Source organism: Gemmatimonadota bacterium, assembly GCA_016720805.1.
Taxonomy (GTDB): Bacteria; Gemmatimonadota; Gemmatimonadetes; order Gemmatimonadales; family GWC2-71-9; genus Palsa-1233.
On record JADKJZ010000006.1, the window covers coordinates 102,601 to 126,253 of the forward strand.

General features: G+C 64.5%; 17 protein-coding genes and 1 pseudogene. 13 read left to right on the top strand and 5 right to left on the bottom strand.

Features of this window, described 5'->3' with window-relative positions; all coding sequences use genetic code 11:
• Nucleotides 1-25: 25 nt before the first annotated feature.
• The 11 genes from IPP98_07315 (at nt 26) to IPP98_07365 (ending at nt 11,891) form a co-directional block, all read left to right on the top strand.
• Nucleotides 26-859, top strand: coding sequence for a hypothetical protein (locus IPP98_07315; protein ID MBL0178917.1), 834 nt, complete (start codon nt 26-28; stop codon nt 857-859).
• Nucleotides 859-1,506 (top strand): lysophospholipid acyltransferase family protein, encoded by a 648-nt coding sequence (locus tag IPP98_07320; protein ID MBL0178918.1) that lies wholly within the window; start codon nt 859-861, stop codon nt 1,504-1,506. Before IPP98_07315 ends, IPP98_07320 begins: the two co-directional genes overlap by 1 nt.
• 91 nt (nt 1,507-1,597) lie before the next feature.
• On the top strand, nt 1,598-2,473 hold the full coding sequence (locus tag IPP98_07325) for a serine/threonine-protein phosphatase (protein MBL0178919.1): 876 nt from the start codon (nt 1,598-1,600) through the stop codon (nt 2,471-2,473).
• Nucleotides 2,470-4,314 (top strand): multicopper oxidase domain-containing protein, encoded by a 1,845-nt coding sequence (locus tag IPP98_07330; protein MBL0178920.1) that lies wholly within the window; start codon nt 2,470-2,472, stop codon nt 4,312-4,314. The genes IPP98_07325 and IPP98_07330 overlap by 4 nt, the downstream gene beginning before the upstream one ends.
• Nucleotides 4,315-4,384: 70 nt before the next feature.
• Complete coding sequence (locus IPP98_07335) at nt 4,385-6,445, top strand: hypothetical protein (protein MBL0178921.1); 2,061 nt, start codon at nt 4,385-4,387, stop codon at nt 6,443-6,445.
• The gene (locus IPP98_07340; protein ID MBL0178922.1) at nt 6,426-7,403 is read left to right on the top strand and encodes a hypothetical protein; all 978 of its coding nucleotides are present in this window, start codon (nt 6,426-6,428) and stop codon (nt 7,401-7,403) included. The genes IPP98_07335 and IPP98_07340 overlap by 20 nt, the downstream gene beginning before the upstream one ends.
• A 792-nt stretch (nt 7,404-8,195) precedes the next feature.
• Nucleotides 8,196-9,443 carry an ImmA/IrrE family metallo-endopeptidase gene (locus tag IPP98_07345; GenBank protein MBL0178923.1) on the top strand — a complete coding sequence of 416 codons (1,248 nt, stop codon included), beginning with the start codon at nt 8,196-8,198 and terminating at the stop codon, nt 9,441-9,443.
• Between the two features lie 34 nt (nt 9,444-9,477).
• Nucleotides 9,478-9,963, top strand: a complete 486-nt coding sequence (locus IPP98_07350) for a hypothetical protein (GenBank protein MBL0178924.1) — start codon at nt 9,478-9,480, stop codon at nt 9,961-9,963.
• Between the two features lie 50 nt (nt 9,964-10,013).
• A complete protein-coding gene (locus IPP98_07355) occupies nt 10,014-10,241 on the top strand; it encodes a hypothetical protein (GenBank protein MBL0178925.1) in 228 nt (75 codons plus the stop codon).
• Nucleotides 10,242-10,376: 135 nt separating this feature from the next.
• On the top strand, nt 10,377-10,652 hold the full coding sequence (locus tag IPP98_07360) for a lecithin retinol acyltransferase family protein (GenBank protein MBL0178926.1): 276 nt from the start codon (nt 10,377-10,379) through the stop codon (nt 10,650-10,652).
• Between the two features lie 27 nt (nt 10,653-10,679).
• Complete coding sequence (locus tag IPP98_07365; GenBank protein ID MBL0178927.1) at nt 10,680-11,891, top strand: hypothetical protein; 1,212 nt, start codon at nt 10,680-10,682, stop codon at nt 11,889-11,891.
• 26 nt (nt 11,892-11,917) lie between these two features.
• Here the strand turns inward: IPP98_07365 and IPP98_07370 are convergent, their stop codons facing one another.
• From IPP98_07370 to IPP98_07390, 5 genes and pseudogenes are all read right to left on the bottom strand, one after another.
• The gene (locus IPP98_07370) at nt 11,918-12,712 is read right to left on the bottom strand and encodes a TIGR02391 family protein (protein MBL0178928.1); all 795 of its coding nucleotides are present in this window, start codon (nt 12,710-12,712) and stop codon (nt 11,918-11,920) included.
• Nucleotides 12,713-13,927 carry a restriction endonuclease subunit S gene (locus IPP98_07375; GenBank protein MBL0178929.1) on the bottom strand — a complete coding sequence of 405 codons (1,215 nt, stop codon included), beginning with the start codon at nt 13,925-13,927 and terminating at the stop codon, nt 12,713-12,715.
• Between the two features lie 8 nt (nt 13,928-13,935).
• A complete protein-coding gene (locus IPP98_07380; protein ID MBL0178930.1) occupies nt 13,936-15,492 on the bottom strand; it encodes an SAM-dependent DNA methyltransferase in 1,557 nt (518 codons plus the stop codon).
• Between the two features lie 4 nt (nt 15,493-15,496).
• On the bottom strand, nt 15,497-16,552 hold the full coding sequence (locus IPP98_07385; protein ID MBL0178931.1) for a Fic family protein: 1,056 nt from the start codon (nt 16,550-16,552) through the stop codon (nt 15,497-15,499).
• Between the two features lie 87 nt (nt 16,553-16,639).
• Nucleotides 16,640-19,463: pseudogene (locus tag IPP98_07390) on the bottom strand (DEAD/DEAH box helicase family protein).
• Nucleotides 19,464-19,941: 478 nt separating this feature from the next.
• Between IPP98_07390 and dnaK the strand changes: the two are divergent.
• On the top strand, nt 19,942-21,852 hold the full coding sequence (gene dnaK / locus IPP98_07395; GenBank protein MBL0178932.1) for a molecular chaperone DnaK: 1,911 nt from the start codon (nt 19,942-19,944) through the stop codon (nt 21,850-21,852).
• A gap of 116 nt (nt 21,853-21,968) precedes the next feature.
• On the top strand, nt 21,969-23,537 hold the full coding sequence (locus IPP98_07400) for a trypsin-like peptidase domain-containing protein (protein ID MBL0178933.1): 1,569 nt from the start codon (nt 21,969-21,971) through the stop codon (nt 23,535-23,537).
• Nucleotides 23,538-23,653 lie beyond the last annotated feature (116 nt).

Genomic DNA, 23,653 nt, shown 5'->3' on the forward strand with positions numbered 1-23,653 from the left:
GCTTCCCCAACCCACGGAGCCCCCGATGCTTCACCGTGCCTTCCCTGCCCTGCTGCTCCTCGCCGCCTGTAGCAAGCCCGCCGAAACACCGCCGGCCGAAGTGGCGGTGGCACCGCCGGTCGTGACCTATACCGCGAGCGACTTCGCCTTCGCCGGTCCGGACACCATCGCGCCGGGCGTGACGACGATTCGTATGGTGAACACCGGCAAGCAGGAGCATCATCGGATTCTCGGCCAGCTCGCCAGCGGCACCACGCTGGAAGCGGTCATGGCGGAGATGCAGGCGAATCCGAATGGCGAGCCGAAGGGTCTGATCTGGGTTGGCGGCGCGGGCGGCGCGCTCCCGGCCGACTCGTCCGGCGCCATCACCGAGCTTGCGCCGGGCAAGTACGTCGCCTTCTGCTTCATCCCGGACCCGACCGATGGGGGCAAGCCACACATCATGAAGGGGATGCTCAAGGAGATCGTCGTCGCCGGCACGCCGAATGGCGCCGTGCTGCCCACGGCCGATCTCGAGATCCACCTGAGCGACTTCGCCTTCTCGCCGACGACGCTCACCGCAGGCACCCACACCATCAAGGTGATCAACGACGGCAAGCAGACGCACGAAATTGCGCTGACCCGTCTCGACGATGGGGCAACGGCCGAGTCGTTCCTCGCGGCGCTTGCGCCGGGCGCCAAGGGCCCACCGCCGGGCAAGCCGGTCGGCGGTAACGGTGCGATCTCCGCCGGCGGATCGAACTACCTGACCATCACGCTGACCAAGGGCACCTACCTGCTGACCTGCTTCGTCCCGGATACGGCCGACGGCGTGCCGCACGTGATGAAGGGGATGGTGCAGACGGTCATCGTCAACTGATGACGATCGGGGATGATCGATTGTCGATGATCGATGATCGATCATCCCCGACACAACCCACCGATGTGCCCCTCGGCTGCCCACGACGAGGGTCCGCGCGGAGTCAGGCCGTTGCGCGGCGCATCCTCGGGATCTTCGGGTGGCGGATGGCAGGGAGCCTGCCTGACGCGCCGCGTTTCGTCCTGATCGTGGCTCCCCACACTTCCAACTGGGACTTTCCGCTCGGCATCCTGGCGATGTTTGCGGTCGGCCTGCAGCTCACCTGGCTCGGCAAGCACACCCTCTTCCGCTTCCCCGTCCGCGGCCTGTTGCGATGGCTCGGTGGCGAACCGGTGGATCGATCCGCCCCGCACGGCGTCGTCGGTGCGGCGATCGAACGATTCCGTGATCGGCCGCAATGGGTGCTCGCCATCTCCCCCGAGGGCACGAGGCGCCGCATCCCGCAGTGGAAGAGTGGCTACCACCGTGTGGCCCACGGTGCCGGCGTCCCGATCCTCCCGGTCGCGATCGACTACCGCCGCCGGGTGATCGAGATCGGCACCCTCTTTCAGCCAACCGACGACGCCAGCGCCGACACGGCCGCACTCCGCAGCCGCTTCACCGCGGAGATGGCGCGCTACCCGGCGCTCTTCGCCACCGAGCCCTGACCCACCCGCGGCCCTTACCGGACCGCCCACCGACCCGCATATTCAGCCGTTCCGCCTGCCCGCGCCGCCCCACCCCCCTTGGGAGTTCCAGATGGCCGAGGCCACCCCCCCGCCACGCAAGCCATTCGACGACGAACTCGACGTCGCGGGCGTGACCCATGTCGGCAAGGTGCGACCGACCAACGAGGACCACTTCCTCCTCGGCTCGTTGCACAAGCATCTCGACATCCTCTCCACGTCGTTGCCGCAGGCGCATCATTTCCCCGGGACCGACGAGCGACTTGCCTTCCTTGCGATGATCGCCGACGGAGTCGGCGGCCGGTCGGCCGGGGAGGAAGCCAGTCGCGTGACCCTCGAGTCCGTGACGCGCTACGTCTCGAAGAGCCTGCAGTGCTACTACTCCGCCGATGCGCACGCCGACGACTTTGTCGACCTGTTGCAGGACGCGGTGATGCGCAGCCATGAGGAGTTGCTGGCACGCGCCGCCGCCGATCGCGACCTGCAGGGGATGGCCACCACGCTGACGCTCTGGCTCGGTGTCTGGCCGTGGACCTTCCTGATCCAGGTCGGTGATTCGCGCTACTACCAGTATCGTCGCGGTGTCCTGACCCAGGTGACGCGCGACCAGACGATGGCGCAGGAGCTGGTGGACCAGGGCGTGATGACCCGCTCGGTCGCGTTTGCGTCGCGGTGGGCCAACGTGCTGTCGAGCGCCATCGGCGGCCAGCAAACCGCACCGGTCGTCACGCGCATCGCCTCGGATTGGGAGAACATCCACCTCCTCTGCAGCGATGGCCTCACCAAGCACGTCAGCGACGACCGCATCGCCGAGTGCCTGCGCACCATGACCTCCTCCAAGCAGGCGTGCGACACCCTGTTGCAGGAGGCCCTCGATGGCGGCGGTACCGACAACGTCACCATCATCGTCGGCCGGGCGGTGCCCCGCCCCTCCCTGGAGGCTGCATGAAAGTGCCGGCGTTCGCGCTCGTCCTCGCGGCCACCGTCGTCGTCGCATCGCCCCCGATGGCCGACGAGGTGCCGCGAGTGGTCGCCAACGACAATCGCGTCCCGGGCGGCAACCTGGTCCGCGACACGCTGCACATCGCGCTGGTGCTGCAGCGTGCCGAGTGGTATCCGGAGGCGGAGAACGGCCCGCACGTGACGGTCGAAGCGTTCGGAGAGGCGGGCAAGGCACCGAGGATCCCTGCGCCACTCATCCGGGTGCGCGAAGGGACCGTGATTCGGGCCACAGTGCGGAACGCGTTGCCCGATTCGACCGCTTCCCTGATCGGGCTCGGCACGCACCCCGTTGCGACGACCGACACCGTGAAGGTGAAGCCGGGTGACTCCACCGTGGTCACCTTCCTGGCTGGTGCGCCGGGGACCTATCTCTACCGCGCCGTGATCGGCAACGACCCCGACACGCGCGAGGCGGAGCATGAGACCGCGGGCGGCGCCCTGGTCGTGGACCCGGTCGGGGGCTCGCCCCCCGACCGGATCTTCGTGATGAACATCACCTTTCAGGAGATCGACAGCACGCGGGTGAAGGAGGCGCTGGCGATCAACGGCAAGTCGTGGCCCCACACCGAGCGACTGACAATGTCGGTGGGCGACTCACTGCGGTGGCGCGTGGTCAACGGCACGTCCCGCGGGCACCCGATGCACATGCACGGCTTCTATTTCCGGACGACGGCCATCGGCACCGGTCTGGCCAGTACGGCGATTCCGTCCGATCAGCAGGCGCTTGAAGTGACCGACTCCTACCGCAAGTGGAGCACCCGCGACGTCGTCTGGTCGCCGGACCGGGCGGGCAACTGGCTCTTCCATTGCCACATCACCTTTCACGTCGTTCCGGAGGCGCGCCTCGATTACGGTCCCACCGACGAACATCAGACGCACTCCACCGATCCGATGGCGCACATGGCGGGACTCGTGCTCGGGATGACCGTCGCCCCGAGTCGCGCGACGCCACCGGCCCCGACCCGCGTGCGCAAGCTGGCACTCTACGTCGATCAGGGCGGCCCGCGCGGTCGCGCCCCGTCGACCTTCAGCTACATCCTGAAGAACGGCCCCAAGGCACCGGCCGCGGACTCGATGCAGCGGATCGGCTCGACGCTCTTCCTGACCAGGGGAGAACGCTCCGACATCACGGTCCACAATCGCTCGAAGCAGGCGGGCGGCATCCACTGGCACGGGATCGAGCTGGAGAGCTGGTCCGACGGCGTGGTCGGATGGAGCAGCAAGGGCGCCGCGATGGCCCCGCCGATCGTGCCGGGTGGCACCTTCACCGCGCACTTGCTGACGCCGCGGGCTGGCACGTTCATGTACCACACCCACATGAACGATGTCGAGCAGGTCACCGGCGGCGCCGTCGGCGCGATCGTCGTCCTCGAGCCGGGGCAGCGTTTCGACCCGAGCCGCGACCACATCTTCCTCGCGCACTGGAACGGGGTCGACTACGACTCCAACGATCTGCCGAACCTGCTCATCAACGGCGACTCGCTTTCCGATACGCCCCGGACGCTGGCGCTCGGCGTGACCCACCGCATCCGGATCATCAACATCGGACCGGCGGGGATCGTCCAGTTCACGATGCGCCAGGACACCACCACCAGCAGTTGGCGCGCGCTCGCGAAGGACGGCGCCGACCTGCCGGTCGTGAGGCGCACGGCGCGGCCAGCGCTGGTGCGAGTCGATGCCGGCGAGACCTACGACTTCGAGTTCACCCCGACCGTCGCCGGCCGCTACAGCCTCGAAGCGGCATTCAAGCCGCCGGCGCGGTGGCGACAGCAGTTCATCGTGCGCTGAACGTGGCCGGTCTGTCGGGTCGGGGGTAGCTTTCGGAGATCTCCTCTCCTCCCCGATCCGAGGCCGCACCATGCTGCATCCCGTCACCCGAGCAGGCCTCGCCCTGCTTGCCATGCTCCCCGCCAGCCTCGTCGCCCAGACTGGTCCCTCCGCAGCGGCCGCGGTCAACCCGGCGCTCCTCGAGGGCCTCCGCTACCGATTGGTGGGCCCCTCGCGTGGCGGCCGCGTCACCGCCGTGACCGGCGTGGCGTCGGAACCGCGCACCTTCTACATGGGCGTGGCGAGCGGCGGCGTCTTCAAGACGACGGATGGCGGCGAGCGCTGGGTTCCGGTCACCGACGGCCAGGTGCCGGTCGGCTCCACCGGCGCGATCGAGGTCGCGCCGAGCGACCCGAAAGTCGTCTATGTCGGCACCGGCTCCGATGGGCTGCGCAGCAATGTCTCCACCGGTCGCGGCGTCTACCGCTCCGGCGACGCGGGGGCCACCTGGCAATTCGCCGGGCTGTATGACGTCGGGCAAATCGGTGGCGTGCGCGTCCACCCGCGCGACCCGAATACGCTCTGGGTTGCTGCCAATGGTGATGCCTTCAAGCCCTCGCCGAATCGCGGCATCTTCAAGAGCACCGACGGCGGGAAGAACTGGAAGCGCAGCCTCTTCCTCACTGATTCGAGCGGTGCGATGGACGTCGAGCTGCAGCCGGGGAATCCGGACGTGGTCTACGCCTGGCTCTCGCGCATCGAGCGGAAGCCGTGGACCATCATCTCCGGCGCGCGCGAAGGCGGCTTCTATCGCAGCACCGATGGCGGCACCACCTGGACCCACATCACCGCCGGATTGCCCAGCGACCTGATCGGCAAGGGGAACCTCGCCGTGACCGCCGCGAACCCGAAGCGCATCTATGCGCTGATCGAGGCCAAGCCGGGCGGCGGACTCTACCGCTCCGACGACGCCGGCCTCACCTGGTCGCCGATGAACGCCAATGCCGGCCTCGTGCAGCGCCCGTTCTACTACACCACCCTCGGCGCCGATCCGACCAATGCGGACATCGTCTACGCCGGCGCGGAGAGCTTCTACAAGTCGGTCGACGGCGGCAAGACGCTGACCACGATGCGCACGCCGCACGGCGACAACCACGACATCTGGATCAACCCGACCAGCGGGCAGACGATGATCCAGTCGAACGACGGCGGCGCCAACGTCTCGTTCGATGGCGGGCGCACCTGGTCGACGCAGCTCAACCAGCCGACCGCCGAGATCTACGGCGTCTGGATGGACAACGCCTTCCCGTACAACCTCTACGGTGCGCAGCAGGACAACAGCACGCTGCGGCTCTCGTCGCAGTCGGTCCCGGGCCCGCGCGAGGAACTCGGCAACATGCCGGGGTGCGAGACCGGCCCGATCATTCCGCATCCGGCCGACCCGAACATCGTCTACGGCTCGTGCAAGGGGCAGTACGCCGTGATGGACCTGCGCACGGGGCAGTCGAAGAACTACTGGATCGGCGGGCAGTCGCTCTACGGCAACCCCGCGTCAGACCTGATCTGGCGGATGCAGCGCGTCTCGCCGATGGCGCTGTCGCCACACGATCCGTCGGTGCTCTACTACGGCTCGCAGTATCTGCACCGCACCCGCGACCTCGGCGTGACGTGGGAGACGCTCTCCCCCGACCTCACCGCGAAGCCGGCCTGCTGCCAGGGCGCGAGCGGCGAGCCGATCACGCGCGACGTGACGGGCGAGGAGTTCTACAGTACGCTCTACGCGATCACCGAGTCGCCGATCGAACGCGGCGTGATCTGGACCGGCGCCAACGATGGCCCGATTCACGTGACGCGGGACAATGGAAAGACGTGGACCAACGTGACGCCGAAGGATCTCCCGACCGGCGGCCGCGTGCAGTGGATCGAGGCCTCGCCGACGCGCCCTGGCGTCGCGTATGCCGCGGTCTACCGCTACCTGCTCGGCGACTACGCGCCGTACTTCTACCGCACTGCCAACTACGGCCGCAGCTGGACGAAGATCGTCACCGGCATCCCTGGCGACGAACCGACGCGCGTCGTGCGCGCGGACCCGGATCGCGCCGGGACTCCTCTACGGCGGCACCGAATTCGGGATGTACGTCTCGTTCGATGACGGCGATCACTGGCAATCGCTGCAGCTCAACCTGCCGAACGTTCCGATCAACGACATCAAGGTCTACCGCAAGGACCTGATCGTGGCGACCCAGGGCCGCGCCATGTGGATCCTCGACAACCTCGCGTCGCTGCAGCAGCTCCGGCCGACGACCTCGCTCGATTCAGTCGTCCTCTTCACGCCGCGCGATGGCTACAAGACGCGCACCAACGCCGAGGTCCTCGGACCGATGATCGAGTACCGGCTGCCGAAGGCCGGCAGCGTCGTCCAGATCCAGATCCTCGACTCCGCCGGCACCGTGGTGAACACCTATGCCAGCGTGTGGCCGGCCGGTGGCGCGCCGGCAGCCGCGCCGCGACCGGCAGCCGCCCCCGCCGACCCGGACGACCCGGACGCCGCCATGATGGCGGGCCGCGGTGGTCGAGGCGGTGGCGGGGCGGCCAGCCGGCCGACCACCAACGCCGGCATGAATCGCTTCACCTGGGACGCCCGCACCAGCGACGGCCTCGGCGCCCCTCCGGGACGCTATCAGGTGAAGCTCACAGTCGAGCCGGCCGTCCGGACCGCGCCTCTTCGGCTGCGGATCGACCCGCGGGTCGCTGCGGGTGGCGTCACCGAGGCCGACCTGGTGGCCCAGTACCGGCACAACAAGATGATGCGGGCGATGAACACCGAGGTCACCCAGCTGGTCGGGAAGGTCCGCACCGCCGAGACCCGCCTCAAGGCCGCCGGGCCGGCCGCCGCCGACACCCTCAAGGCCGTCCAGGGGCTGGCCGCCACCCTGAACACCGAGGCCGTCCGCTACGGGAAGCCGGGGCTCCAGGCCCACATCTCCTACCTCGGCAGCATGACCGGGGGCGCCGACCAGAAGGTGGGCCTCGATGCGCTGAATCGCGCCAAGGTGCTCCGTCGGGAGCTGGACGCGGCGGCGGCCACCGCCAAGCGGTGGATTCCGTGACAAGGCGATCGGCGATCGGCGACCGGCGAACGGCGAACGGCGAAGAAGCTGTCATCCTGAGCGAAGGAGCCCGTAGGGCTCCGCAGTCGAAGGACCTCAGTCGGGGGAGAGGTCCTTCGATTGCGCTTCGGCTGCGCCGCCGCTCCGCTCAGGGTGACACACACCCCATCACTCCTCATCAAGCGCTGCCGACGGTCGCGCCCCCGGTGGTCCAAGGCACGTCAGAGTCCTGGCGAGACCCCGTGGATCGTTTGGAAGATGACCACCTTGTTCCGTTCCGGGCGCTTACTCCGCCGCATCCTCGGTTGCGATAGATAGGCGGCGAGATGGAACTGAATCTCTCGCTTCGTCAATTTGCGGTACCCAAGAAACCGGTACCGCATGTTGTGCGCTGGATCCCGGACCTCGGTCACCACATCAGGCGCCTGCATATCGCCCCCTTTGAGTAGAATCGACCCTAGCGTCCATTCCGGAGCGCGTTAATCACACCTTCCACCGAGGTCTGTCCCGTCCGCTCGCGAAGGGTGTCCAGCCGGGCGTCGCTGCGCACCCCCAGATCAACCCCGTACGCTTGCTCGATCGTACCAGCCAGGGTGTCGCCGCGCTTCTGGCGGAGCTGGCCGTCCCCGTCGTTTCGGGCCCGACAACCGGACATCGAGGGATCATCATTCGGGGGGCATGGCTTGTTGGACATCGTCGACTCCTTTTGTGAATGAAACCACTATTTGCCGATCAAGGTAAGATAGTATTACATTGTTCGCAACCCCAAACACCTGGTCACTAGGATTCCAAATGCCGATTAGCCCAGAAATCCTCGGACAGCGCCTTCGCTCCGCCAGAGAGGCGGTGGGATTGACTCAGGAGTCGAGCGCCGCCGCCCTAGAGCTATCGCGCCCGGCGATCTCGGAGCTGGAGGCGGGGCGACGTCGTGTGTCCTCCCTGGAGCTCGCCCGGTTGGCCCAGCTGTATGGACGGGAGGCGACTGAGTTGCTTGCGCCGGCATTCTCTGAGGCCGACCCGCTCCGAGCACTGTTCCGGGCGCAGCCGTCGCTCGAGCTGAACGATGAGCTCCGTCAAATCCTTCTCGCGTGGCGCCACCGGGCGCGGGCCCTCACCGACCTCGAAGCAAAGCTCGAGCTCCCGCGTCGACTCTGCACCGCCGGTCAGTACCCCGGCAACGCGCTGTCGTCCCGTTGGGATGCGATTCAGCAGGGTGAGCGCCTTGCAGAGGAGGAGCGGGCCCGATTGGGATTGGGCCGCGCCCCAGCACCGGAGCTCCCGATGCTGCTTGAATCGCAGGGAGTCCGCACTGCTCTCGTACCCCTCCCCGATGACATCTCCGGATTGACGCTGCAGGAACGGGCTCAGGACCTGATGATCCTGGTGAACGCGGGCCACGCAACGACGCGACACCGCTTCTCGTTCGCGCATGAGTACGCCCACGTACTGATCGACCGGGAGCGTGGCAGCATCGTGAGTCGCGCGGGCGATCGCGACGAGTTGATCGAGATGCGGGCGAACTCCTTCGCTGCCGGATTCCTGATGCCTCCGGACGGCGTGATCGAATTCGTCCGTGAGCTTGGCAAGGGGCGGGGCAGTCGCGACTCCGCCATGGTGTTTGACGAATCACTGGGGTCGCCCCTCCGGGTCGAAGGGCGCGCCGCCCCAGGAAGTCAGGACCTGCAGACCTATGATGCCGAGCTTGCGGCCCGGTACTTCGGCGTGAGCAGGATCGCCATGATCTATCGTTTCAAGACGTTGGGTCTCATCAAGCAACCGCATCTTGAGGCGCTCCGTGCGGCAGAGGAACTACGCTGGCAGGTAGAGATCGAGCAGGAGAAGCAGCAGCCACGGGCCAGCTCCAGCGACCTGACGGCCTTCCAACAGCGATTCAGGACGACGGCGCTTGAAGCGTATCGGCGCGAGATCATCTCTCGCGGCAAGCTGGTGGAGCTGGGCCACTTGATCGAACTGCGAGAGGTCGCGATGGCTGCACTGCTCGCGGACGCGGCATCGATGGACCAGGAAGCGGACAGCTAGGCACACGATGTCGGCTCCCTGCGTCACCGTCGTCGTGGCCGACTCCTCGGTTCTGATCAATCTGATCGTGACCGGGCGCCTCGCGCTTCTTGGTGGCCTCGATGGCCACCGATTCGTCGTCCCGGACGAGGTCGTGGAAGAACTCACATGGCCAGCGCACCGGGACGTCCTCGCATTGGCGATCGAGGCTGGTGTCATCGATCGCGTTGCGGTCGACGCGATCAACTCGTCGGAGCTGTTACTCGCGCTCCATGACGTGATCGGCAGCGGTGAGTTGGCCTGCCTGGCGACAGCCGTCATCAACGGCTGGACTGTCGCATCCGACGAGAAACGCCGCTTCCGGCGGGAAGCTATCGCGCGACTTGGAGAAGATCGACTGATCGGGACAGTTGAGCTCTACTTGAGGTTCATCGCGGCAGGCTTGCTCACCGCAGACGAGGCCGACGCCGATCTGGCCGTCCTCGCCACCAATCGGTTCACCGTGAAGTTCGCGTCGTTTCGGGAGCTCAGGGGAGACTAGCGGGCTGCACGAGGTTTATGTCATTCACTAGGGGTCCAGGGAGAAGTCCTATGGCTCGACGCTATGCAGCCCACATGAACGGCGAGCAGTACCTCGCCAATGCCAGCCCATCGAAGCGCGAGGTCCACGATCTGGACAACGAGAAGACTGGCTCGTGGGAATGTCAGATCGACGAAATCATTCGCGCTGGGAATGATCGCCCGTTCACGATGCTCTTGTTGGCCAAGCTTGAAGGATACGACAACTGCGCCTACTGCCTCGGCAATTCCTCCCGCTAGGAGGGTGCTTCAATGCCACATCCAACTCGTGGACTTTTCCTGGCTCGCCGGTACTCAAGTGAAAAGGGGGTTCATCATTTCGGTATCCTCGACGTTGGCAACCACCTTGGATACGAGGCTGCACGCGAACCCGTGATGATACACATGGTGTCGCCCCACGTGCGTGCGGAATGGCTCTCTACGACCGGACACTGGGACATGTTCGAGCCAATTACCGACGTCCCGGGTGCCGTGGCCAGGCTCCAACAGGCACTTGGCCTTCCTTGCTATGACCTCGTGTTCAACAACTGTGAACATTTTGCGAGGTACGTGGCAACCGGGGTCCGGGAAAGCAGGCAAGTCAAGGAAGTCCTGACGCTCGCTGGGGTGGTTGGCATCGTGGCATTCGCGATGACGAGGAAGGCAGCGTGAGTGCCCTGCCCGAGCACTGCTGAGTCGATGAAAGTCCTCTTTCTTGGTGCCGGGGCCTCCGTCCCCGGAGGCTACCCACCAGGTGCACGTCTTCTCGATGCGGTCGAGGACTTCTTCGCGAAGGAGGTGACTGACGGAGCATCACGCGAAGCCTGGGGGCGGTTCACGACCTGGCGAACTGAAGCGGCCGAGAAGGAGGCGACGCGGCTCCTACTCGGAAGCACCAATCCCGAGGTCGTCATTTCGTACATGGATTTGGTGGAGCAGGCGGCTGAGTCGGAATACATACGACTCGAGGCAGCGCTACGTGATGGGCTCAACACCCTGAAGAGGACAACCGACCCGACAGCCCACCAGACGACGTATGAGTGGATACTAGAGGGACAAGAGGCAGGCTACCGCAGTCCTGACCTTGGGGTGGCCCGCAAGGTCCAACGGGCACGGCGGGATCTCCGGCTCAGCATCAACGCCTTCCTGGAGTTTTCTCATTTTCGGGATCGCGATCGGTTCCCCTCCGGCCCCGAGTACTTAGCTGCGGTGATGGCAAGGCTGACGTCACCGAGTGTCGTGATCACGACGAACTACGACACACTCTGCGAACGAACCCTGCTCGCGATGGGATTGTGGGCGCCGAATGACGGATACGGCTTCGATGTGCCCCTAGTTGGTCAACGAGTCCTCGACGGGGACCACGGTGGGGCAATCCTTCCGACTCCGCCAGCCGCACTGCTTGTACCCTCAGCTATCAAGGTGTTGAAGCTCCATGGTTCATACGGCTGGATCTCGCGCGACCCAGTAGCTGGCCCGCGAGTGATGGGAGAGAATGATTTTCGGACCGAGCCGCGAATACACCTTTCTGGGGGGCTGCTATACGGATTGCTGCCTCATGAGGGGCCACTTGCGGTACCGCTGTACGATCGTCGCGAGCCCACGGGAGTCCATCCTGGCGAGCCGACGCTTACTCTACCCACATTCATGAAGCGGGTCGCCGGCCCCGAACTCCAATCGATCTGGGCACAATCGGCTAAGGCCCTCGGCGAGGCAGAGGCGATTTTGATCGTAGGAGCAAGTCTCCCCGAATCGGACCTCGCGGTGCGTACTCTTTTCAACCCTATCCGGCTGCGGTTGGCCGAGGGGAAAGTTCGGGTGGTCGTACAGGACCCAAGCAGCGGTGCTGCCGACCGGTGGAAGGAGGTCCTCGGGAACAGCGTTGAGTGGAATCCCACCCCGGTAGGCTGATCGTCGCCGATGAGGGGCCGCAGCCGCTATCGGACCCGCACACAACCATCCAACTTCCGGTGCAGCAGCGAGATGAGCGACAGCCAGTCGGCAGCGTCTTCCTCTCCCTGCCAGAGGATCTTGGGCTCGTGTGCGAGCGGATTCCGCACCGCGGCGAACGTTCCCTTCAACAGTGCCGCGAACCCTTTGTGCTCAGACCGCTCGGTCTCGGTCTGAAGGGAATTGAAGGCAAGCATCGGCCGGTCGACCGAGAAGACCTGATCGACCAGGCCCGCACCATCACCCGGCGCTCGTGACACCTCCCGAATCCGTTGCGCAAGCCCCTTCGCCGCCTCAAACACGGCGTGGAAGTAATTGTCGTGCATCAACTCCACTCGGCAGTACTTTAGGACCTCGGGGTGAATCATCCTGCCCTTGAACTTGGCGCGGATCGTCCGAACTCGCGCCTCGGCCTCATCGAGGGTTGCTGCCTGCTTCACCCGATGGAAGGTGCCGTCGGCTCCGTAATGGAAGCCGGCCAGCACCAGAACCCCATTCAGCTCGGTTCGATGAACCTCGAATTCGGACGACTTCCCGGCGAACCGCGCCGGTGCCAGAATCGCCGCAATGAAGCCGAGAATCCCGTTGGCGCAGCCATCTCGTCGCTGGAGATGCGAGAACACCCAGTAGAGCCGCTTCCACTTGGTGGATTCTCCGGAGTTGTCGTCGATGCCCCTACCCTTGAGGATGCGGTTGATGTCCGAGCCGGATCCTGCATCGCCAACCACCTTGGCCAACGCCTCCACGATCGCGGTAGCGAACATCGGCTCCTTTGTCGCCATTCACTTGTCAGCAGGAAGGAGTTGCGCGGAAAGCGCGGCCGCAAGATTTCGCGCCTCCGCATCGGCATTTCGAATCCTCTCAGCAGAGGTCCTGATACCCGCTACTACTAGACGGAATTGGCGCTGCATCTCTAGTGGTGGCACAACGATCGGGAAGGTCTTGAGAAGGTTCAAATTGATGTGCGGAACACCTGTTGCCAATGTGCGACTCGCAAGTTCGGCAACCCCGGCAGGCGAGAGCAGGTATTGCGCGAAGTAGACAGCGTCCATTGACCCCGGATCGAGGGTGACCTTCATCTGGCTCTGAGAGACCACGTACTCCGTGTAGGCAGCACCGTTCGGAATGCGTCCAACCTGACCGAGCGTTCCGCGCTGCGTGACAATGACGTCTCCTGGTCGCGCCAGATTGCGCCTGAGCGACACAGCCTTCTCGGCAGAGACGTAAACGAAGTCATTCTCCACGAAAGCATCCGAACCGAGCCTCAGGTTCGAACCTCTGATTACCGGAACGCCCGGAGCTGTGACATAGTCAGCGCTTGTAAGGCTGGACCCAAATGGCCCACCGGCAATTGCATGAGGGATAGCTGCAGCGAGTTCCTGAACAGCCCGAAGTCTCCAGCCGGGGGGAAACTGGCTTGAGCAACCGGGTAATACGTGTTCTCCGAACATCTCCAGGAAAACCGACCGCAACAACTCGTCGACCAGCCGGCGGCTCTCCTCGCGCTTGCGCCGGACGGCGTCCGCCCGGTCGAGCAGTTCCGCGATTCGACGCTGCTCGGCGATGGGGGGGAGGGGAATTCGCAAAGCACGAACGGCGGTCGCCGAAATGTTCTGCTGTGTTACTCCGTTCGCACTTAGGAGCAATTGTTCCTGAATGCTTTGAAGCCAATGTAGCAGGTATCCCTTGTCGAGTTGCTCCGGGAGTTTCACCTGAATGCCAAGAATCGCTTGATTCAGCGACATTGGCACAACACTTACCGCTGTCTTGCCAACCGATCCGTACATTGCCAGAAGCACTGTGCCCGCCGGCACGAGACGGCCCCCGATCGACGCCAGACCCTCCGGCGTGATCGACTCTTCAGTGACGCGCACTAGGCCATCGTCCGCGTTCAGATCGGAGATCTTTGCCCACGGGATACCACTGCCATAGTAACTCGCATTCCCCCTTCGCGGCGTGCCACCACTTTGGATCACGCATAGCTCTTCGAGTCTCATTCCTCGGTTCACTTCAACATCCCCTCAATCGCATCCAGATCCGCCGCGATCTCCTTCTCGAGCTCGCGCAACCTCTCCAGAATCACTGCCGGCTTCTCATACTCCACCGCTTCGTACGCGACCTCACGGTAACGGTTGATTGCCAGGTCATACCCATTCTCCCGGATCAACTCCACCGGCACCATGAACGCCTTGGCCGTCCGATCGGTATCCTTGCCCGCATCGCGTGACTTCCACTTTGCGATGACGTCCGGGATGTCGTTCTCGGCAATCTTGTCGCGCTTGTCATCGAGCGAGAAGCCATCCGCTTCCATCTGGTAGTACCAGACGTGTTCGGTGCGTCCACCCTTCACGAAGATCAGCACCGCCGTGCTCACACCGGCGTACGGCTTGAACACTCCGGACGGCAGCTTCACGATGCCCTGCAGCTCGCACTCGTCCACCAGGATCTTCCGGAGGTCCTTGTGCGCGTTGCTGGAGCCGAAGAGCACACCGTCGGGGACGATTACCCCGGCCCGTCCGCCAACCGCAAGCAGGTCAACGATTCGGTTCACGAAAAGCAGCTCGGTCTTGGTGGTCTTGAGCCGGAGCTCCTCATGGATGTCGCCCTTGTCGATGCTCCCCTTGAATGGGGGATTGGCGAGCACCACATCGTAGCGGTCGCGCTCCTTGTACCGCTTCGAGAGTGTGTCCATATACGCCAGGTCCGGTCGGTCGATCCCGTGGAGCATCAGGTTCATGAGCCCGATGCGCACCATGGTCGTGTCGAAGTCCCGGCCATAGAACGTCGACTCTCGCAACACCTCCCACTGCTTCGGGTTGGTGAGCTGATCGCCGAGGGATCCGCGCTCGATCCCATCCTCCCCGACATACCGATGTTCTGCCGAGGTGAACTGGGTCAGGAGGTGCTGGTAGGCACCGAGGAGAAAGCCGCCGGTACCGCACGCCGGGTCGCAGATCGAGTTGCCAAGGCGCGGATCGACGAGCGACACAATCATCTGGATGATGTGGCGCGGGGTGCGGAACTGGCCGTTCTTTCCCGCCGAGGCGATTTCCGACAGGAGGAATTCGTACAGGTCGCCCTGCAGGTCCTGAAAGTTCTGCCCCCCCTCCTGCCGCTCCCTCTCAAGCTCGGCAAAGAGCTCATCGATGATCGCCACCGCTTCGACCAACAACGACGCCTTCGGGATGATGAAGACGGCATCCTGCATGTACTGCGCAAAGTTGCCCTCCTCCCCCTCGATCCCTTTGATGAAGGGGAAGACATTGTCGCGCACGTGCTCGAGCATCTCTTCCGCCGGCAAGTGCCGAAAGCGGCTCCATCGCAATTCCTCGGCGTCGCGCGTCTCCCGCCGGCGATTCTCGTATTGACCCGCGAAGAGCGATGTGAACGGTTGGCCCGTAAAGGCAGCGTCGCCGCGCCGCTTCTCGTCCAGCGCGTCGAGGCGGCGCATGAAGAGCAGATACGAGATTTGTTCGATCGCGGAGAGGGGGTTCGCGATCCCACCCGACCAGAAGTGGTTCCAAAGTGCCTTAACCTTGGAACGAAGTGCCTGCGTCAGCATCCGATCAACCTCGGTTCTCAACTCGTACCCACTTGGCCCCTCGGCCCCTGCCAATCAATTCGATCCTTCCCTCGTCGCGCAGTCGCCGAAGCAACAGCTTGACCCAGTCCCGGCTCACCCCTGGGCTATCCGCCAGGATGTCGGAGATGCTGAACGGAGTGACTTGCCGTGCGATCGCTTGCTCCACCACGTCTTCCTTCGATCCACGACCGACCCGGATCGTGCCAACGCGCTCCTCGAATTCCTTGTAGGCCGCGATCAGCACCCCCCAGAAGTAGCGCATCCAGGGGAGCGGGTCGTGGCGGTCCTCGTGCCACCCCACCGAGCTCCGTTCCAGTGCTTCGTAGTAGGTCTCTTTCGACTCCTCGATGATTCGTTCGAGCGAGATGAAGCGCCCGACTTCGAAGTCGCCCTGGTAGAGCAACATGAGCGACAGCAATCGACCGGTTCGGCCGTTGCCGTCGCTGAAGGGGTGGATGGAGAGGAAGTCGAGGACGACCAGTGGAATCAGGATCAAGGGATCACGACCCGCGTCCCGTGCCGCCCGGTGGTTGTCCGTGAGGTCGGCCATCAACTGCGGTACTGCCACGGGCCCCGGCGGCACGAAACGAACCCGGGTCACCCTCCCCGAAGCATCGCGCTCAACAATTTCGTTCTCGGTGGCCTTCCACTGTCCGCCACGCCCGCTCTGATAGCGATAGAGTAGCGAATGGAGTTGCAGGACCAGATTGACCGAGAAGGTCATCGCCCTTCCCGACTCGTGAATCAGCGCGAGCGCGTCGCGGTAACCTGCGATCTCCTGCTCCGAACGATTCGCGGGCGTACTGTTCCGGAGAACCATTGCCTCCACCCGATCATGTGGAGCAACGACGCCCTCAATGCGGTTCGACGACTCGCTCGACTCTACCAGGGCGACGTTCCGTAGCCCTTCGAGCACTTCCGGGGTCTGGCGCCGGAACAACTCCTGACGGCCACGGAAGGTGCCCAGGACGGCAAACGCCGAGGCATCAGTGGGGTTGAGACGGATGGCGTCGAGATACGCCGGGGTGAGCGATGGCAGCGTTGTCACTCGAATTGGGGACGGATCTATTTTAATGGAGCAGCATTAGCGTGTCAATACTCCATTAAAGCACCAAATTACCCAATTCTAGGCAACCAATGACTGAGTGAGCGCCAGAACCTCGTCCAGTTCGCCCCCTCCAAAGACCCCGCGGATCCCGTCGGGGTGGATTCTGGTGAAGGGGGCCGCGACGAGGTCGGCGCGTTCCAATTGGCGCCGGTCGAGGACGTAGGTCCGGAGCGCTTGGAGGAAACGGATCTGTAGCGCCGAATAGGTGGTGTGGGACGCGATGAACTCCTCGAACGCCCGCGATACCTGGGTCGACCAACGCTCCAAGGGCGCCACACCCAGAACATGCCGCAGGAGCTGCAGGAATGTGGCGGTGCGAACATCGTACGTCTTCCGCAGCCGCTCCTCATCGATCCCGGGATCCTGTCTCCGGAGAAGTTCAGCGAGGTCGCGGAGATCCTGATCGGAAATGTCCCCGCCTTGCTGAAGTCGCTGCAGCACCGGATTCGCGGCGAGCAGGGCCTGGATCGTCTCCTCAACCTTCCGGCGATAATCGGCGATCGCGAGATCGCGGCCATCGGGGCCCGAGACAATGCGCTCCCGCACCGCCGCAAGGTCGGCGAGGTTGAGGTGGACCATCGCCTCCGGGCGTGGCTTCCGAAAGTGCATTAGCGGGGCCAGCCGAGATGCGACGTCGCGCAGGACGGCATCGTCGAGGCCCGTCCACCAGACATCGCCGAGAATTTCCTGAATCAGCGCCTGCTCACGGGCCACGAGGTTCACACCGAGCGGGAGCTCCTCGACCTGTTCCATGATGGAAGCGCGCAGCGCATCGAACACAGCCTGGTTGCCAGCAGCCAGTGCCGTTCCGAGCTCGACGAGATCGATCTGCAACCGATAAGACTTCGCTTCGACATTCGCCGTAGCGCGCATGACCGGTGCGATCGATTGCCGAAGGAAAACGAGGTCTTCCGGAACGAGGCGATCCCAAAACCCGTCAGCATTGACCTGATTCAGGAGAGTCCGGTTCTCCCGGACCACAACATTGTTTGCCGGAAGCGCGGTCAGATCACCTCGTAAATCGAGCTTGAGGCGGGTGATGGCCGTGACGTCACCCTTCGCGAACAACGTGTCGAGCTGGTCGAGCCGGGCGCGGAAGAGCCGAACCGGCATCGGAACCTGCGATCCGGGTTCACGGCCGCGCGGCTCCAGCTTGAAGTACTCGAAATTCGCCCAGCAGTCGATGATGAGAAAGCGATCCTTCTCGGGACACCACTCCTTGCGCAGGGCGGGATCGTTCTCGAGGACCCGGGTGCCGCGACCGATCATCTGCCAGAATTTCACATACGAGTAGACCGGCTTGGCAAAGACCAGATTGACGACTTCGCGGACATCAACACCGGTATCGAGCATATCGACGGAGATAGCCACGCGAGGCATGTCGCGGGTTTTGAACTGGTCGAGCAGGCCACCCCTTCCCGTGCACGCGTGAGTCGTCGGAGACGATCACCCGTGCCAACTGTCCGCGGTGCTCGGGATACATCTGGTCGAACAGTTCCTGCAGTCGACGCGCGTGCGACACCGAGCAAGCAAAGATGATCGACTTCCCCGGCAGCGTGCCCGTCGGGTCCTTGATCGACTCCTCCATGAAGTCGCGCACGATCAACGCGTTCGTCCCGCTGTTGACCACCTTCTTCTCCAAGTCGGTTCCTTCGTAGTCGATCGCCTCCGGGTCGAACCCTTCGATCTCGAGCTGTTCCCGATCAGTGGCCTCCAGTGTCCGCCCACGAATGCCATCGACCTGGAACCGAGTGCGCACCCTCAGCACTTCGAAGTCGCAGAGATACGGCGGGTCGTGCGCGATCGCCTCGTCATAGGTGTAGGCGAAGGTCGGTTGACCCGGCGGACATTCAAAGAGGGCAAAAGTGTTGTGGTCGACGTGATCTCGCGGAGTGGCGGTCAGCCCGAGGGTGACTCCCTGGAAGTAGCGGATCACCTGTTGATAAATATTGTAGATGCTGCGGTGACTCTCGTCGGCAATCACGAGATCGAAGAAGAACGGCGAGATCCACGTCTCGGGTGTGGTACCGGCATGAATCAAATTGAGCATTGTCGGATACGTGGTCACGTAAATCCGTCGACCCCGCTCAAACGTGCTCTCGCCCTGCTCCGGCCAGCGCGGTGTATTGGGTAGATGCTCCTTGAAGGCATCCAACGCCTGCTCTTGTAGCGCGACCCGGTCCACGAGGAAAAGCACCCGCTTGGCCCAATGCGCCCGCTGCAAGACGTCGACAATTCCGGCGGCGACGCGGGTCTTGCCGGTACCGGTTGCCATGGCCAGCAGCATGCGCCGCTTCCTGCTTGCGACTCCCTCGAGGACACTGCGAATCGCCTCAATTTGGTAATCACGTCCCGCAATCTTCGTATCGATGAGTTCCGCGCCGAGCGGTCGGCGCGTCTCCCGGCGCTGCAACAACCATTCGAGGTCATCGGGGCTCGGAAACGCCGGCGTTTCGCGCGGCGGGTAGTCCTCCGAATCCCAGAAGAAGTGTTTGTGTCCGTTGCTGTACATCACCAGCGGAAGCGTGCCACCGTTGATCCGCTGCAGGTTCTGGGCGTATTGCAGCGCCTGCTCCTGGCCCACTTCCGCGTCGCGAGAGGTCTTCTTCGCCTCAACTACCGCCACAGGCCGACCCCGAGCGAGGAGCGCGTAATCAACAAATTGATGGCCGTGGTAGGGATGCGGATCGCGAATCGTGCGGACTTCCCGCGGTGCCGCACGGAGGTCGATATCGAGTTCCTCCGAAACCTGTGTCGGATCTCCGAGGTCCCAGCCGGCGAGGCGAAGATCCCGATCAATGAGCTGTTGACGCGTATCGGCTTCGGAGTGCGGTTCGCTCATTATGACCTAGTTGGTCGGGGGGCCTGGCGATCACGGTCGATGTGGCACAGTCGCGAAACGAGGGGTCCATTCTGAGGATAATACCGCGACGGGGCGACCGTACCCTGGCGGTCTCCCTCGCCCTCTCGCGGTGGATTCCGTATGGGTAAAGATGGTCTCCCCGTGGGGGTAACCTTCGAAGTGGGCTGACTAGTAGGACCTCGACCTCGGAAAGGCCCTTCGACTGCGCGTCGGCTGCGCCGCCGCTCCGCTCAGGGTGACACCCTCTCTCCCCTCACCCAGTGCGGCCCACGGCCGCGCCCCGTTCACCGCCGCGCATTGACATGCGCGGCTGAAAAACCGTTCGCGGTTCGCTGGTCGCCGTTCGCCGTCCTGCCATTCCGGCAGTCAATCCCGGTACGCCGATTGCCTTTCCCTTGGCCAATCGCGTCCGGGATTCGCCTGGACGCCATTCTGACGCCGGCGTTCAGGAGCAGATATGGCCTCGAAGATCATCGGGATCGACCTTGGAACCACCAACTCGGTGGTTTCCGTGATGGAAGGCGGCGATCCCGTCGTCATCCCCAACGCCGAGGGGGGTCGCACCACCCCGTCGGTCGTCGCCTTCACCAAGGACGGTGAACGGCTCGTCGGTCAGGTCGCCAAGCGGCAGGCCGTCACCAACCCCAAGCAGACCATCTTCTCGATCAAGCGCTTCATGGGCCGTCGGGCCGCCGAGGTGAAGGAAGAGGCCTCGCGCGTGCCGTACCCCGTCAATGACGGCGCCAACGGCCTCGCCGCCGTCGAGATCCAGGGGAAGAAGTACACCCCGGCCGAAATCTCGGCGATGATCCTCCAGAAGATGAAGCAGACCGCCGAGGACTACCTCGGCCACAGCGTCGACAAGGCGGTCATCACCGTCCCGGCGTACTTCAACGACGCGCAGCGGCAGGCCACCAAGGATGCCGGCAAGATCGCCGGCCTCGAGGTGCTCCGCATCATCAACGAGCCGACCGCGGCCGCGCTCGCCTACGGCCTCGAGAAGAAGAAGGACGAGAAGATCGCCGTCTTCGACCTCGGCGGCGGCACGTACGACATCTCCGTCCTCGAGCTGGCCGAGGGTGTCTTCGAGGTGAAGAGCACCAACGGCGACACGCACCTTGGCGGTGACGACTTCGACCAGCGGCTGATCGACTGGCTCGTCGCGGAGTTCAAGAAGGATCAGGCGATCGACCTCTCGAAGGATCCGATGGCGCTCCAGCGCCTCAAGGAAGCCGCCGAGAAGGCGAAGATGGAGCTGTCGAGCACCACGCAGACCGACATCAACCTGCCGTTCATCACGGCCGATGCCTCGGGCCCGAAGCACCTGAATCTGCCGCTCACCCGCGCCAAGTTCGAGCAGCTGGTGGATGACTTGGTGCAGCGCTGCATCCCGCCGATGGAGATGGCGCTGAAGGATGCCGGCCTCAAGCCGGGCGAGATCGACGAGATCATCCTCGTCGGCGGCTCGACCCGCATCCCGAAGATCCAGGAGGTCGTGAAGGCCTTCTTCGGCAAGGAGCCGAATCGCTCGGTCAACCCCGACGAAGTCGTGGCGATCGGCGCGGCGATTCAGGGCGGCGTGCTCGGCGGCGAAGTGAAGGACGTGCTGCTGCTCGACGTCACCCCGTTGTCGCTCGGCATCGAGACCCTCGGCGGCGTCATGACGGTGCTCATCCCGCGCAACACGACGATCCCGACCAAGAAGTCGGAGACGTTCTCCACGGCCGACGACAACCAGACGACGGTCGAGATCCACGTCCTCCAGGGCGAGCGGCAGATGGCGCAGGACAACCGCACCATCGGCAAGTTCCAGCTGACGGGGATCCCGCCCGCTCCGCGCGGCATGCCGCAGGTCGAGGTGACCTTCGACATCGATGCCAACGGCATCCTGCACGTCTCGGCCAAGGACAAGGCGAGCGGCAAGGAGCAGAAGATCCGGATCGAGGCGTCGAGCGGGCTGTCGGACGCCGACATCGACAAGATGGTCAAGCAGGCCGAGGCGAACGCCAAGGAAGACCAGGAGCGCCGCGACGCGATCGAGGCGCGCAACCAGCTGGACGGCCTGGTCTACAAGGTCGAGAAGGACTCGAAGGAGTGGGTCGACCGCCTGGCGGCCGACGTGAAGGAGCGGCTCGACAAGGCGGTCGAGGCGGGCAAGGAGGCCCTCCGGACCGGCGAGCCCGAGAAGATCAAGTCGGCGCTGGACGAGCTGAACGTCGCCTATTCGGCGGCGGGCGCCTCGCTCTACCAGAACGCCCCGTCCGGGGAGGCCGAAGCCCCGGCCGGTGGGGAATCCCAGGGCGGCGCGCCGAAGGACGACGCCGTCGAGGCCGACTACGAGATCGTGGACGACGCCCCCAAGGCGTGACCGGAACCGCGCGACCGAATCTTTCGGTCGCGCATCCGAGTATTATGTAGTCAGAGTGGGCCGGGATCCCTGAGGGGACCCGGCCTGCCGAACATCCACCCCACGGACCGCAACCGATGTCGAACCACACGCGCAACTGGCTCAAGCTTACCGTCCTGGTCGGGCTCTCCTTCGTTCTGGGGCTCTTCTTCGCCGGCCTGCTCGATCTCCCCCATTCCTCACTGGCCCAGCAGGACGGGGCCGGCGGCCCGCCGATCGTTCCCGTCGACGCGCCGAGGATCCCTTCTGCCAAGCCGCTCGCCGAGATCTCCACGGCCTATGCGTCCGTGGTCGAAGCGGTCCGTCCGTCGGTGGTGTTCATCACCTCCGAGCGGCCGGATGGACAGGTGCTCGCACCGCATCGGTTGCCGCCGGGCTTCGAGATGCCGAAGCCGCGCGGCCAGGCCCCGGAGAACGACCAGTTCGAGGTCTCCAGCGGCTCGGGCTTCATCGTCTCGTCGGACGGCTACATCATCACCAACCATCACGTGATCGAGGGCGCCAGCAGCGTGAAGGTCGGCCTCCTCGACGGCCGCACCTTCGACGCCACCGTGGTCGGCTCCGACAAGGACACCGACGTCGGCGTGCTCAAGATCGACGCGACCGGCCTGACGCCGGCCGCCCTCGGCTCCTCCGACGCCGTGCGCGTCGGCGAGTGGGTGCTGGCGATCGGCAACCCGCTCGGCGCCGACCTCACCTTCTCGGTGACGCAGGGCATCGTCAGCGCCAAGGGCCGCGGCGTCCTCGACCGCAACGATCCGGCGCGCAACCAGCGCGAGATCGCCGACTACATCCAGACCGACGCCGCCATCAACCGCGGCAACTCGGGCGGTCCGCTCGTCAACGTGCGCGGTGAAGTCATCGGCATCAACTCGGCGATTGCCTCGTACACCGGCTACTACGCCGGCTACGCCTTCGCCATCCCGATCGACCTGGCCCGCAACGTGATGAACCAGATCATTCGCCACGGCAAGGTGGTGCGCTCCGCCCTCGGCATCACGGTGAAGGATGCCGACGCCGAAGACGCGGCCTACGTCGGCCTCGATGCCGTCGCCGGCGTTCGCGTCGATGGCTTCGGCGAGGACTCGCCCGCCAAGCGCGCCGGCCTGCTGCCGGGTGACGTGATCGTCGCGATCGACGGGCAGCCGATGAAGTACACGGCGCAGTTGCAACAGGCGATCGCCTTCAAGGATCCGGGCACCACCGTCGCCGTCGCCGTTGCGCGCGGCACCGGCAAGAAGGAATTCACCGTCCGGATCTCGGCGATTCCGAACGATGCGGAGGAGGTGGCGGCGGCCCCGGTCGAGAAGAAGAAGCCGGCCACGCCCAACACCAACCGCCTGGGCATCACTGTCGAACCGCTCAGCGCCATCACGGTGCGTCAGCTCGGGCTGCCGAACAGCACCAAGGGGCTGCTGGTCCGCTCGATCAATCACGGCTCGCCGGCCGAAGGGAAGCTCTTCTCGGCCGACCGCGACCCGCGCGCCGACGTGATCACCGAAGTGGAAGGAAAGAGCGTCCGTACCGAGGACGACCTCAAGGCCGCGCTCGCCAATGCCCGCAACGGCGTCGTCACGCTGATGGTGCTGAACCCGAGCAGCGGCGGGATTACCCGGATCGAGCGGGTGCGGGTGATCGCCAAGTAGCGAACGGCGAACAGCGAACGGCGGTATCGTGAAACGTAAGAGGTGAAACGTGTGCCGATCCACTGGCCCGTTTCACCTTTCACGTTTTACCCGCTGTTCGCCGTTCGCCGCTCGCC

Coding starts and splice junctions, on each gene's coding strand:
- IPP98_07315 (MBL0178917.1), top strand. CDS start 26: ATGCTTCACCGTGCCTTCCCTGCCCTGCTGCTCCTCGCCGCCTGTAGC.
- IPP98_07320 (MBL0178918.1), top strand. CDS start 859: ATGACGATCGGGGATGATCGATTGTCGATGATCGATGATCGATCATCC.
- IPP98_07325 (MBL0178919.1), top strand. CDS start 1,598: ATGGCCGAGGCCACCCCCCCGCCACGCAAGCCATTCGACGACGAACTC.
- IPP98_07330 (MBL0178920.1), top strand. CDS start 2,470: ATGAAAGTGCCGGCGTTCGCGCTCGTCCTCGCGGCCACCGTCGTCGTC.
- IPP98_07335 (MBL0178921.1), top strand. CDS start 4,385: ATGCTGCATCCCGTCACCCGAGCAGGCCTCGCCCTGCTTGCCATGCTC.
- IPP98_07340 (MBL0178922.1), top strand. CDS start 6,426: ATGTACGTCTCGTTCGATGACGGCGATCACTGGCAATCGCTGCAGCTC.
- IPP98_07345 (MBL0178923.1), top strand. CDS start 8,196: ATGCCGATTAGCCCAGAAATCCTCGGACAGCGCCTTCGCTCCGCCAGA.
- IPP98_07355 (MBL0178925.1), top strand. CDS start 10,014: ATGGCTCGACGCTATGCAGCCCACATGAACGGCGAGCAGTACCTCGCC.
- IPP98_07360 (MBL0178926.1), top strand. CDS start 10,377: ATGATACACATGGTGTCGCCCCACGTGCGTGCGGAATGGCTCTCTACG.
- IPP98_07365 (MBL0178927.1), top strand. CDS start 10,680: ATGAAAGTCCTCTTTCTTGGTGCCGGGGCCTCCGTCCCCGGAGGCTAC.
- IPP98_07370 (MBL0178928.1), bottom strand. CDS start 12,712: ATGGCGACAAAGGAGCCGATGTTCGCTACCGCGATCGTGGAGGCGTTG.
- IPP98_07375 (MBL0178929.1), bottom strand. CDS start 13,927: ATGAGACTCGAAGAGCTATGCGTGATCCAAAGTGGTGGCACGCCGCGA.
- IPP98_07380 (MBL0178930.1), bottom strand. CDS start 15,492: ATGCTGACGCAGGCACTTCGTTCCAAGGTTAAGGCACTTTGGAACCAC.
- dnaK (MBL0178932.1), top strand. CDS start 19,942: ATGGCCTCGAAGATCATCGGGATCGACCTTGGAACCACCAACTCGGTG.
- IPP98_07400 (MBL0178933.1), top strand. CDS start 21,969: ATGTCGAACCACACGCGCAACTGGCTCAAGCTTACCGTCCTGGTCGGG.